We start from the raw sequence: 12,868 nt of genomic DNA on the forward strand, positions 1-12,868 counted from the left end.
GTGACGTGCACCTGCCGTTGAATTTGTGAAGTTTATATGCTAGCCGAGGCTTGAATGTACCAGAATGTCCTAGTAATACTCAGAAGTACTAGTAGGTTCTAGCAAACCTCAGCGAGCATTGTTGAGATTTTACTGCTGCTGTTGTTCTGCCATTGTGCCCACCTTGCCTGGAGCGTGGGAACCTTCAGACAGCTGCTTGAACAGTTCAACATTCTTTTCGTTATCGAGCAAAACCGTAGAGCCGACGCCTGGAACACTGTAATCCGGATCAGTCCAGTATGGCGTACCAGAAATACCCTTATCTGTGGAAGCAGAGTGGAAGGCCATCAGCATCTGCAGCAGCACGAATGGGTTCGTATCTTCGTCAACAGTTACCGAAGCCAGAGCTGCATCGCCAATATTCTTCACCTTGCCAATATTGGCCAGGGTAGAGGAGGAAACAGCCTTCTTCGTAATTGCATTAATAACCTGACGTTGTCTATCAGCACGGCCGAAATCGCTATTTGGATCGGAATAACGCATACGTGAGAAGGCCAGAGCATTGAGACCGTCTACAACATGGCAGCCGGCAGTCCACTGCATACCTGACTTCTCATCGTCAACGTCTTGGTCATAGCACAGCTGTACGCCGCCCAAAGCGTCAACAACCTTGACTAGGCCACCGAACTCGAGCTCAGCAACATGATCCACGCGCTGGCCGGTAATATCCTGAACCTCTTTGATGAGCTGCTCATTGCCATATACCTGCTTCACGGCATTGAGCTTCATGTAGTTGCCGTCAATTTGCACGAGTGCATCACGAGGAATAGAAATTAAAGCACTTGGACCATGCTTTGGCTTCACGAGCACGAGCATCGTATCGGTACGAGCACCATCATTGGAATCTGGCGTCGTACCATCACGCTCATCAGAGCCAAGAATCAGCCACGTAGTGGCATTACCCTTAGCCATGGTTGTTGGCCATGCTTCCTTTTTGAGGCTGCCATTGACCCACGAATAGGTGCCAATGCCAAGTGCCACAATTAAAGCCAAAATAACAGCCAGCAGGCCGACTAGTGTGCGACGCACACGATGAGGCTTCTTAGTCTTAGCTTTCATGCCACCACCATTTGGAGTAGAGAACATGCGAGCAGACGAGTCGCTGCTATTCATGTAGGAATTATTTGGTGAAGCAGAAGCACCGCTACTTGCGGTCCTATTGCTACCAGACCTGCGTGCTTCAGTACGCTGGCCATTTGGCTGGAATGACTGCGGCTGGAACGACTGTGGTTGAGCCTGCTGTGCAGCAGACTGCTGTGATCCTACCTGGCGTGGAGAAGATTGACGCGAAGAAGACTGACGCGCAGCAGACTGTTGATTACCAGCCTGATGGTTACCAGACTGACGCTGGGGGTTTGGATTAAAACTTGGTGGCGCAGCATTTGCCGCAGATGAGTGTGCGGCATTAGCGCTGTTGCGTGTTGCATTTGGCTTGCGCTCAGCCATGGGCACGAAGCTCGGTGGCGCAGCGTTTCCTGCGTCAAACGAATCTGATCCATTGGATCGGACATTCATGCTCGGTAGTCCTTCCTTTGCCTATAAGAGGCGATAATGCTCATGCCGTAGCTTTATTGCTGGCTCAGTAGTGTAAAGCTAAGAAAGCTAATAAGTACACGGCTGAACTTAAGCATAGCAACATCTCATAATAGTAGAGCTGTTGTGAATGCAAAGAATGCTTCACAACAGCTCAACGTTTGAGTCTCTTTAATTATTGATTATTTGGCACACCGCAGACCACATTATCGAGATACTTATCGGCCATACCAATGTATTGACCCGTAGCAGGATCACGAATTGCACCAGATTCTGCTTCAACGATGCCATTCGTATTCGGATCGATCATTGTGCCATCAGCCTTAATAATCAAACCGCTACGCTCATCGAAGTGGTCCTGCTCAGCTGGCTGCGACTCGTTTGGTGCAGGCTGAGTATTCTCCGGTGCTGGCGTCTGTGTTGCTTCTGGCGATGGGGAAGCAGTGTTCTCCGGTGCTGGCGACTGCTCATCCGACTTATCAGAGCCATACAGAGGCTGATCATGACGGATCTTGGCCCAGAGTTCATCAGCAGCAGTTGGCGCCCATACGACTCGGTTAGGATCCGTTGGTGCTGGAACGACTGGTACGGTCTGTGCATAAATATGATCAACATGAAGGTTACGCAAGCTCCATGCGAGACCAGCCAGAGCACCCGTGTGAGCCATACCGGATGAGAAATTCAGCGAGTGAAGAGCGTCAAGCGCGAGCTTGTACAGCTGGTTCGACTGAGTCAGCATATTCTTCTTCGTAACCTCTTTGAACAGAGATTTAATTAAATATTGCTGACGAGTTGTACGCATAATATCGGAGCCGTCAGTGCCGGTACCGTGACGCATACGTGCATACTCAGTAGCCTGCAGACCGTAGAGGTGGTTCCAACCCTTCTTGAGGTCGAGCTCGGTGTACTGATCCTTCATATCAACAGGAATGCAGACGTCAACGCCACCAATAGCGTCGATCATGTTGAACAGACCCTGGAAGTCAACGACGACGAAGTTCTGAATATCGAGGCCCGTCATATCGTTTACGGCATTCACGGTGCAGCTTGCTGCAGAAGCGAGATCGCCGCCAACGCTATAGGCGTTCGAGAAAATCGAATTGAACATAACGCCGTACTGCGCTGGAATCGTGCCGTGCGTCGTCTTACATGAAGGCGTATCTACAATCGAATCACGTGGAATCGAAATAATATTCACGAAATCACGGTCAGCGCTAATCTGCACGACCATGGTCGTATCGGAGTTGTGAATACCTTCTTCCTCGGCAGTGCCGCCTGACAGTGCCTTGTTTTCACCATCGCGGGAGTCCTGACCAATCAGCAGGAACGTGATTGGCTTATCCGCGTTTGGATCAAGGATTTCTTCGCCTTCACCATGCTGAGACACAAAGTCGATTTTGTTCTCTTGAACAGCACCATCAATGTGTAGATAGAACATAGCCGCAGCCGTGCCAATGAATGCAAGTAAAGCCACGAGGATGCAGGCAATAACTCTGCGTCCTAGTCGTGTTGCTGCATAGGCGGCGGTGTGCTGTGGAGGAACGCCGGCAGTTTTACCAATATGAGGCGTTTTACCAGCGCTATGTTTCTTACTATGGGAAGCCACGTCCCTTTACCTTTCTGCATGGTGGCAGCAACGTCCATGTGACGCGCGCGAACAACCGAAAGACCGTGCGTTAGCACGCAGTCCGTGTCGGTTCAGCGTATTTCAGCATGATTCAGCGCGTTTCACATAGTGCTGCGATGCGATTGGTGCTTCATCAAATTGTGCGATTCATCACACCCGTTGTATGCAAGAGGCGTGCATGGGGCACGCATGAGGCATGCAAGAGTGATGCATTCAGCAGCCATCTGACGAAGGTTTTACGTCGGGCAATGCTTGCGATTATAGGCCTCTCGTCTGAAAATTGGCCTACAGCCTTATATATTCACACGAACTCCATATATATAAGGACAAATTTTGGGGCTGCAAGAACGTCTCCGCATCAAGACACCAAAAGCCCTGCAACAGCGCCAATTACAATCGCAAAGAAGCACAAGGGCTAAGCGAATTACGAGGGGTATATCAACGCACCGAACTATTCCGAGCACAAAAACGCTGTATCTTGACAAACTCTTGACAATATCTCAACCATATGTGAACGAACTTGTGGACCCGTTGCGTACACTTGTGCTTATGAGTTCCACGGGTACCACAGAAATTCAACAAATAATTGCTGCTGCTTTAGCGTCAAAAACATTTGCGCATTGCAACCGTGTTGAACAAAAGCTCTGCGCAGTTATCACAGTGGAACGCGATATGCGTTTCTTGCCATATACGTTAGAAGCCTTGTTCTCACAAACAGTGCTGCCTCAGTCAATTATTGTTGCTGACTGCTCAGGCGATACATTACAAGGCCAGCAGCTGACGTTTGATGTAACAGCTTTAGGGGAGGGCACGCTTACTGCGTACCCACAAACCGTTCCTATTTCTATTGAGATTGTGCCAGTCGGTCAGGCTCGTTCATTTGGCGATGCCGTGACGAAGGCACTGCGTAATTCTTCTACAAATCCAGCCACGACGTCACTGTGGCTGCTGCATGATGATTCACGTCCAGCCGATGCCCAGTGCTTGGAGCATTTGCTCGATGCCTACAGCAACACGCCAACGGCTGCCATTTTGGGCGCCAAGCAGCTTGACTGGGAAGGCACGCATCTGCACAGCGTCGGTGCTTACGCTTCGCATCATGATGTTCGCTCGCTGGTTGTTGACGGTGAGCCAGATCAGGAACAATACGACACTCGTAGCGATGTCTATGCCGTTTCGCTGGCCGGCGCACTGATTCCAGCACACACGCTGCCAACATCCCGTGGCATTAACTCGTGGTTCTCTACGTATTTTGAAGCAGAAGATTTCTGCCGTCGCCTCTGCGTTGCCGGCAAGCGTGTGGTTGTTGTGCCACAAGCTCGCATCGCTCACCGTAGGGCTCGTTTTGAAGGTGTGCGTACAAAAGACGGCCGCCCATTAACGACGTTGGACGCAACTGATCCAAGTCTGCAGGTGCTGCATGCTCATCAGAAGTATGTGTTCTCAGACTTACGCGTTTGGATGTGGCCTTTTGCTTGGATTGCGCTGCTTATTGCATCGATTTTCCTGGGTATTCGTGCGCTGTTCCGCAAGCGCCCGCTGCGTGCAGGCTGCCGTTTGCTGTTGCCTTGGCTTGCACTCATTAATATTTCTGGTGCTTCTGCGGCTCGTTTCCGTATCCGACAGCAAACACGTGTTTCGTCGTCGGCACTGCAGAATGTGACTGCTGATCGCTCGCAGATTCGTCAGTGGAAGTCGCGTCGCCGCGCATTCGAAGATCAGCGCAACGACACCACGCTGAACCCACTGGTGGTGCGTCACTTACACAAGCGTGCGCTGATCCGTTGGTCGCTGGCACTCGTTGCCGCACTCATCGCATTCGGCGTGGTCGCTGGCCTGTTCTGGAACGAGTTCCGCGTTGGCTGGTCCGGCGGATCGCTGTATTCCAACACACTGCTGCCAACAGGCGCAAGCTTCAGCCAGCTCATGCAGGCTGCAACGACACCATGGGTCTTCGGCGTTGGTACCGGTGTTCCAGCTCCTCCTACGCCTTGGCTGTTTGTGTTGGCACTGTTCTCGCTGTTCACGGGTGGCAATGTGCCAATGGCACTGTCGCTGATGTTCTTCGCAGCCGCTCCAATTATGGTGCTGTCGTTCTGGGCTCTGGCTGGCGTTGCTACGCGTTCGGATCTCGTTCGCACGCTAATCTCACTCGCTTGGTTCGGCCTCGCTCTGGCATTCGGCCTGTTCTCGAGCGCCAACCTGCCAATGCTGACTGTGTTCATGTTCCTGCCAGCTGCATTCGCCTTCACGTTCAAGGCTGTTGGCATGTACCGTACGGAACAACCAGTCAATCCTCGTACGAGCGTGCAGTGCGCAGCAATTTCCGCTTTGCTGTTCATGCTGCCTGTGGCTGCTGAACCTCAGCTGCTGCTTGCATTGGTCGTTATTTTTGTTGCATTCCTGATTTTCGTGCGCCGCGCTCGTATGATGCTTGCGCTGATTCCATTCCCAGCGGTGTTCCTGCTGGCTCCAACGCTCGTGAACTCGGTGCGTTATGCCTCCATCGGTATGTGGCGTCAGCTGTTCGGCAGCGTTATTGTGCCAAGCGCAGCTGATACGGGTCATTCCTCGGCTCCGTCCGCACCATTTATTGTTATGCGTGCGTTCGGCCTGACGCATCTCGATCCGCACATGTCGGTGCGCTCGACTGATTTTGCAGCGCTGCTGGCTGTGGCAGCATTCCTTGTGCTTGCCATTATCGCGTTCATCGCGCTGCTGCGTCCGTCACTGATTCGTCCAAGCCGCATTGTGTGGACTGTCGTGCTCTGCGGTTTGCTGCTTTCGCTGGCTTCATCGTCTGTTGTAGTCGGTCTTGACACTTCGGGTCAGATTTCCGGTTCTGTGCTGCCAGGTATGGCTCTGGTCGCGCTCGGTCTGCTCACCGCCGTGGCACTCATGGCTGGTGCATCGACGGCTCAGTTCAGCCAGTTCGCTAAGCCTCGCGCTCATCACTCGGCTTCCGCTGTGGCTACGAAGTCGGTTATTTCCGTGCTGATTGCTGCGTCGCTGGCCGCTTGCGGTCTGCTCGGCTTCCGTACGGCGTACAGCAACGGCATCGGCTACACGACTGGTGGTCTGCCAGTTATTGCTCAGGATTACTTGTCTGACAATCCTGACCGTCGTGTGCTCGCTTTGTCTGCTCATAGTATGACTTCTGTTGAATACGCCGTTATGCATACGAGCCGCGGTGATCTGGTCGATGCTTCCGCCGCTTGGCGAGTTCGTGAAGCATTTAGCCACGAACCAACGAACGAAGATGACCATATTGCAGATTTGTCTGCTCGACTGTTGGCTATGGCTGATGACGATGCATTAACGGATCTGTCCAACATGGGCTTCGGCGGTATTTATGTTGTTGTCGATGGATCGCAGACATCGAGTAAGCAGGCTTCGGAGCAGTTGCTTGCCAACCTGACGTCAACTGGTTCGGCTCGCAACATTGTCAATAGTGAACAAGGATCGTATTTCCGCATCATCTCGGGCGAGGCAACGGGTCCTCAGGTAGACACTGCATGGCAGCGTCACGCTGAGTCGAGTCCATGGCGCATTGCTTGGCTGTGGTGCTTGGGCATTATTACGGCGCTGTATCTGGTGGTCTCCATTCCACGTCGTCGCGTCAATATGGAAGGTAATGAGTCATGACAAGGGCAATTGATCCATCGCAAGAACCAAAAGAAGCGAGCACTGGCCTGAAAGTCACGACCACAGTTGTTTCAGCAGCCATTGTTGCCGGTTTAGTCGCGGTTATGTGCATTGTGCCTTCGGGCTCCGGCGTTGACCATGCTGTTAAGGATTCATCTTGGGTTTCTGAGCAGGTCAGTACACGACGTATTCAGCAGGTGTGCCCAGCCCAAATGCAGCTTACGGATACTGAATCCTATGGTGATGCTGAGTTCCAGGCCTCTACAGGTAATTTGACATCGCATGTGCAGTATGCGGCAATGGGCTCTATTTTCCATTCGCAAGTACAGCCATTGTCGAATGAAGGCGAATCAGCCGATGCTACTGTGCTGGATGGTCAGCACACTGATACTGATTCGGTGGTGACGGCATCGTCTGATGAACAGCGCACGCCTACTGAGTTTGAAACGCGATTGCTTACGGCTCAAGATGGTACGGGTGCTGTTGGTGCTTTAGCCTCGTATGCAACCAAGGGCGATGTTGAGGGCATTTCTGGCGCCACTTGCGCTAGGGCTGCACTGACGCAGTCGTTCTTGGTTCCTGCAACGACCACTGGTAACACACAGCAGTTGGTAGTTATGAATCCTGAAGATCAGGCCACGAAGGTGACTGTAGAGATCTGGGGTTCTAAGGGCCAGGTTGCATCGGCTACGAACAGCACGCTTGCCGTTGGTGCTAATTCAAGTACGACGTTGAATTTGTCCGCAGCTGCAAGCAATGAGCAGGCACTGTATGTGCGTGTGCAGAGCTCGAATACGGCTGTTTCTTCGGTAGTGCGCAGTGTGCGCATGGATGGCTTAACGCCAAAGGGTTCTGACTTCGTCATGCCTTTGGAGAAGCCAGCAACTGAAGTGACTATGCCATGGCTGGGCGAGCATGATGAGATTTCGATTATGGCCTATAGTGAGCAGACTACGGCTATTAAGATGTCGTGGATTACGAACCATGGTTTGAAGTCGATGCACGAGATTGAAGTGGAAGCGCACAAGCCATTCGTATACTCGCCAGACAGTATGCCTAAGGATGCTGTTGGTGTGGTAGCGTACGCAGATACACCATTCGTTATGAATGCGTTGACTGGTACGGTTCGTAGCGGCAAGCAGACTGATTTCGCTATGGTCAACGGTCATCAGGCCATGAAGCAGTCGGCAGTTGCAGTGCCTCATGCTTTTAAGGCTACGGTTGCTGTTGCGAATACGTCTTCTGACTCGCAGAAGGTAGAGTTCCAGGGTATTGATGCTTCTGGCTCGGTCACTGATTCAAAGACCGTGGAACTGGATGCCAACTCTGCTGACACGTTCAATGCAACGGATCTCGGCAAGGATGTTGTTGCCATCCGTACTACTGGTGATGCCTCCAACATTGTGTGGGGTATTGCACTCGAGAATTCTGAGGTTGAAGATGCCGGTCTGGATGGTGTGACATTCCTTGAGGCGTCGTCGCTGCAAGTGCCACAGCAGACTATCGCAGCATCGCGTAACCAAGGCATTGTGCACTGAGTATAGGTAATTCATAGGTACCGTGCATTGCATCAGTACTGTGCAGTGCACAAGCAATACCTAAACAAGAAGCTTGATGAGCGCTGTTCAACAGCATCTCATCAAGCTTCTTTTGTTAGTGCACCTGTTGACAAGTGTGCTTCGTGGAGCACTACTTACATTGTCGTGCTTTTATATTGATCGTGTTTTACTTTGGCATGTTTTTATTGATACATCTTGTAGGAATGCATCTTGTATGAATGCATCTGGTAAGAGCACATCCTATTGAGTCACGTCGTACTCTTCATCGATTCCAGTTTGGATCGATATCTTCTGGCTTTTGGCTAAAGAGCTCTGCTAGTCGCAGTACGAGTTCTTCTCGAATAGCTAGCTGTTGATCAAGACGCGTTTGACAATGCATTTGAATAGGCAAGCGATAGAGCACAATACGTGCGGGGCTACCGTGCATAGCAGCAAATGCTTGCGAATAAATACGTCGCTGTGGCTCCCACGGTGCAGGATCACTTGGTGGCACATCTTCAACGGCGAACTGCAAATCTCTAAACATATTTGGCCAAGCACGGGCAAGTCTGCGAATTTCCGACGACATCATATCGTCGAACATGCCAGCGCGGGTACGATATCGTGGCATTCGTGTACCGAACATAGGTGTGCGCATGCCGCGTCCATGACGGTCTCGATATACTCGCTTTTCCCAAGGTGGAACATACATAGCTTCTTATACTAGGCAAAACTTTGCAACTCGCATAGCTGAATGAATATGCTCTCTGAATAGGCTACGATTACACGAGTATTGAAATACGTGGATTTTAGGGGAGAACACATGACGAATGTGCAGGTGCCAAACTGGCAAGATGTTAATGCCGAGGCACTGTTTGCGCAAATTCGCGTTGCGGCTTTTGATCTTGACGGTACGTTGGCCCGTTCGAAGAAGCCAATGCTGCCTGAAATGGCACAGGCATTAAGCACTATGAGTACAATTCTGCCAATTGCTATTGTGTCTGGCGGTATTGTCCAATTGCTGCGCAGTCAGGTTACTGATGTGTTGACGCCAGAGGCTAATAAAGCCAATATTCATTTAATGCCAACAACAGGTACTCGTTATTACCGTTGGCAAGATGGTGATTGGAAGATTGTTTATAAGCACGATCTTTCCGAGCGAGATCGTCAAGTGGCTATGGACTCTTTGCGCCGTCATGCGCAGGAGCTGGGACTCTGGCCAGAGCATTCTTATGGTCCTGTGCTCGAAGATCGTGGCAGCCAGATTACGTTCTCTGCATTGGGTCAGCAGGCTCCTGTTGATCTGAAAGAGCAGTGGGATCCTACGAATGAGCACAAGAATGAGCTTGCCAAGCTCGTACAGCAGGATGTACCTCATTTGGAAGTACGCTCCGGTGGTTCTACCAGTGTTGACGTTTCGGCAAAGGGCGTCGATAAAGCATTTGCAATTCGCGAGCTTGCTGAAGAACTCCAAGTACCTATTTCTTCAATTCTGTTCGTTGGTGATCGTATGGATCCTGACGGCAACGATTATCCAGCAGCATGCATTGGTACAGCAGCTGTTCGTGTAACCGGTCCAGAACAAACGCTTGAGCTTTGCCAAGCCTATCTGGCATGGCATAAGCGACACACACAGCAGGCGTAAGACCAATGACTGGCAGGCTTACGAGGTTGCTCAAAACGGGATGTGCAATGCGCGATCTCTTGCTTCCTCGGGCCTGCGCTGGTTGCGCAGCACCAGACGAAGTCCTATGTGATCACTGCTCTACACTGCTGCATCAGCCACAAGCCATTGCTATGCCATTACAACGCTTCGGCTATGCCTTGAGTTGTGGCTTGTATCAAGCGCATATTCGTCAAGCTATTCTGCAATGGAAAGATCATAGTGATGAAGAATGTGATCGTCCATTTGCTCAAGCATTAATCGATGCAGCAGCATACATACAGCTAGACAAATGCATTAACGAATACTGTGCAGCACAGGGGATTAACAAAATACTGATTGTCCCAGCACCATCATCAGCCGCATCGTTACATGAGCGTGGCCGAGTGCATCTCAAACCTTTAGCACATGCTTTGGCACAAGCACTGGCTCAGCCATTATTACAGCAGTTATCAGAGCCATTGCCTCAACAATTAACCCAGCAATTTCCACAGCAATCACCGCAGGCACACAAGAATGCGGAACAAGTGCCAGTTGAAGTTTGTATGGCACTATCAATGCATCGCCAACGCATAAAAGCAGTACAAACACAATCCGCTAGTTCGCGTTCTGAACGCGTACAACACAGCATTCGTATGAACGAACGCCAACTGGCTAGGGGAGTAGAAGCACATGCAGCGGTGGCTGCCATACTTCTCGATGATATTGTGACCACAGGCGCTACGATGCGCCAGTGCACACGAGTCCTCGCACATCATGGCATCGATGTACTCACGGGTTTATGCCTCGCCTATACACCAAGCAATACTGATACGCCAAGCGGTACTCAGCAGAAATAAATATTGAAATAATACGGAAGAGCAGGAGCGGTACCGATTCGGCAAACGGTACTGAACGGCTGCTCACATAACAAAAACTCCTGAACCAGAATGCTGATTCAGGAGTGAGTGTTGTATGTCAGTTCGACGAGTTATTGCATGCTTAGTGCCGTTAACTTTAGTCTTCGGGATTATCTTCTTCGAGCACAAAGTGACGAGGCAGACGAATCTCAAAGTTGACGCCACGGTAGTCATCAACCACCTGCACTGTACCGCCGTGCAAGCCGGCAGCCCAACGTGCAATCGACAGACCCAAGCCAGTACCACCAGATTCTGTACCAGGACCGCTCTTGCCTTTAACAAAGCGGCGGAAGATCTGATTACGAACTTCGGCAGGAATCTCAGAACCGTAGTTGATGATATTCGCGACGATCTCATCGTTCTCATCATCTTGACGAGCTTCAACGAGAATGCCCGTATTATCAGCCGAATGCTTCAAAGCGTTGGCAATAATATTCGTGAACAGCTGGCGCAGACGATCCTTATCACCTTCGAGCATGATGTCATCAGGAACATGCAGCTCAATTGTGTGGCCGTGACCAGCATCAGCGATTTTGAGAGGAGCAACCGTATCATCAATGAACTCTGCAAGATTGAAGGTCTCCACGTGCAAACTAGCAGCGCCAGCTTCCACACGGCTCATATCAAGCAAGAATGCAATCAGATCACTTAAGCGTTGTGTCTGCGCAAGAATATTCTCCATATTGCTTTGCGAAGGCTCAACAACACCATCAGCCATGTTCTCCACCATGGCCTGCAGAGCAGCCACAGGAGTACGCAGCTCGTGGCTCACATTAGCGACCATATCGCGGCGCAGCTGATCAGCATGCTCAAGCTCGTCAGCCATCTCATTAAACGCATGGGCGAGCTCTTGGATCTCATCGCGATTCGAGGCGTACGTATCAACGCGAACAGAATAATCACCCTCAGCCATAGAAACGGCTGCGTTACGCATTTCAGTAAGAGGCGTAGTTAAGCCTCGTGCAAATGAGTAGGTGAAAATAAGCGTGACAATAATCGTCAGAGGCAGGGCAGACCAACCATTCATATGAAGGTGCGTCAGAAACCATGCCATAAGGAACGCTAAGACAGTCGAGATAAGAATCAGAATACTTAACTCAACGCGAAGCGAGGACAATAGACCGACAGGGCGCTCCACCCGCTGTGCGGAAGAGGAGCGCCCCTGTTGTTCGGAATCGAGCTGTGCCATTACTTAGCCGGTGGTTCGAATGCGTAACCGACGCCGTGCACAGTACGGATCATGGTCGAGACCAGCTTGTGACGCAGAGCCTTGACGTGAGAGTCAACGGTTCGCGTACCCGAAGCATCGACCCAATCCCATACATCCTCGAGCAGCTGCTCACGAGTGAGCACGGTCTTAGGCTTACGAGCCAGCGTGGTCAGCAGATCAAACTCAGTTGGAGTCAGATGCACAACCTGGCCGTTGAGCGTAACAACGCGCTGCGTTGGATCAATAACCAGAGGACCGAAGTCGAGAATCTTCTCGTGCTCGGAGTTCTTAGCAATGACCTTGGCACGCTCAACTCGACGCAGCAGAGCCTTGCAACGTGCAATAAGCTCACGCATCGAGAATGGCTTCGTCACGTAGTCATCTGCACCTGCGTCAAGACCAATAATCTTATCGGTCTCATCATCGCGTGCAGTCAGCATTAGCACTGGTACTGGGCGTTCAGCGATAATGCGCTTTGTAGCTTCCAATCCATCCATGACTGGCAGCATGACATCCATAATGATCAAATCTGGCTTCAAAACGGAAGCAGCCTGCACAGCACTTGCACCATCAGAAGCGACACGTGCTGCCCAACCTTCCGCCGTGAGGCGTTGCGCAATTGCAGTGGCAAGCGTTGGTTCGTCCTCAACAACAAGGACCGTCAGACGTGGGCGCTGCTGCGGTGCGGGAGTTGGATTCATAGTTCAATGACCT

The 12,868-nt window shown here is 51.2% G+C and carries 9 protein-coding genes; 4 read left to right on the top strand and 5 right to left on the bottom strand.

Annotated features, from left to right (window positions below):
* Window positions 1-129: 129 nt before the first annotated feature.
* Window positions 130-1,554: an LCP family protein gene (locus tag D2E26_RS02195; RefSeq protein WP_241218830.1), complete on the bottom strand. Its 1,425-nt coding sequence runs from the start codon at window positions 1,552-1,554 to the stop codon at window positions 130-132.
* 193 nt (window positions 1,555-1,747) lie between these two features.
* Window positions 1,748-3,178 carry an LCP family protein gene (locus tag D2E26_RS02200; protein WP_241218831.1) on the bottom strand — a complete coding sequence of 477 codons (1,431 nt, stop codon included), beginning with the start codon at window positions 3,176-3,178 and terminating at the stop codon, window positions 1,748-1,750.
* Between the two features lie 570 nt (window positions 3,179-3,748).
* On the opposite strand from D2E26_RS02200, the gene D2E26_RS02205 reads away from it, so the two are divergent.
* Together D2E26_RS02205 and D2E26_RS02210 are read left to right on the top strand one after the other, a co-directional pair.
* The gene (locus tag D2E26_RS02205; RefSeq protein WP_125963047.1) at window positions 3,749-6,844 is read left to right on the top strand and encodes a glycosyltransferase family 2 protein; all 3,096 of its coding nucleotides are present in this window, start codon (window positions 3,749-3,751) and stop codon (window positions 6,842-6,844) included.
* On the top strand, window positions 6,841-8,382 hold the full coding sequence (locus D2E26_RS02210) for a DUF5719 family protein (protein ID WP_125963048.1): 1,542 nt from the start codon (window positions 6,841-6,843) through the stop codon (window positions 8,380-8,382). The genes D2E26_RS02205 and D2E26_RS02210 overlap by 4 nt, the downstream gene beginning before the upstream one ends.
* Window positions 8,383-8,665: 283 nt before the next feature.
* On the opposite strand, the gene D2E26_RS02215 is transcribed toward D2E26_RS02210, so the two are convergent.
* A complete protein-coding gene (locus D2E26_RS02215; RefSeq protein WP_125963049.1) occupies window positions 8,666-9,094 on the bottom strand; it encodes a metallopeptidase family protein in 429 nt (142 codons plus the stop codon).
* Between the two features lie 111 nt (window positions 9,095-9,205).
* On the opposite strand from D2E26_RS02215, the gene D2E26_RS02220 reads away from it, so the two are divergent.
* Both D2E26_RS02220 and D2E26_RS02225 read left to right on the top strand, forming a co-directional pair.
* The gene (locus D2E26_RS02220) at window positions 9,206-10,027 is read left to right on the top strand and encodes an HAD-IIB family hydrolase (RefSeq protein WP_125963050.1); all 822 of its coding nucleotides are present in this window, start codon (window positions 9,206-9,208) and stop codon (window positions 10,025-10,027) included.
* Between the two features lie 47 nt (window positions 10,028-10,074).
* A complete protein-coding gene (locus tag D2E26_RS02225) occupies window positions 10,075-10,884 on the top strand; it encodes a ComF family protein (protein ID WP_125963051.1) in 810 nt (269 codons plus the stop codon).
* Between the two features lie 157 nt (window positions 10,885-11,041).
* Here the strand turns inward: D2E26_RS02225 and D2E26_RS02230 are convergent, their stop codons facing one another.
* Together D2E26_RS02230 and D2E26_RS02235 are read right to left on the bottom strand one after the other, a co-directional pair.
* Entirely contained in the window at window positions 11,042-12,133 is a 1,092-nt protein-coding gene (locus tag D2E26_RS02230; RefSeq protein ID WP_125963052.1) for a sensor histidine kinase, read from the bottom strand.
* Window positions 12,133-12,855: a response regulator transcription factor gene (locus D2E26_RS02235; protein WP_125963053.1), complete on the bottom strand. Its 723-nt coding sequence runs from the start codon at window positions 12,853-12,855 to the stop codon at window positions 12,133-12,135. The genes D2E26_RS02230 and D2E26_RS02235 overlap by 1 nt, the downstream gene beginning before the upstream one ends.
* Between the last annotated feature and the right edge of the window lie 13 nt (window positions 12,856-12,868).

It is taken from the genome of Bifidobacterium dolichotidis (assembly GCF_003951975.1).
GTDB classification, from domain to species: Bacteria; Actinomycetota; Actinomycetes; order Actinomycetales; family Bifidobacteriaceae; genus Bifidobacterium; species Bifidobacterium dolichotidis.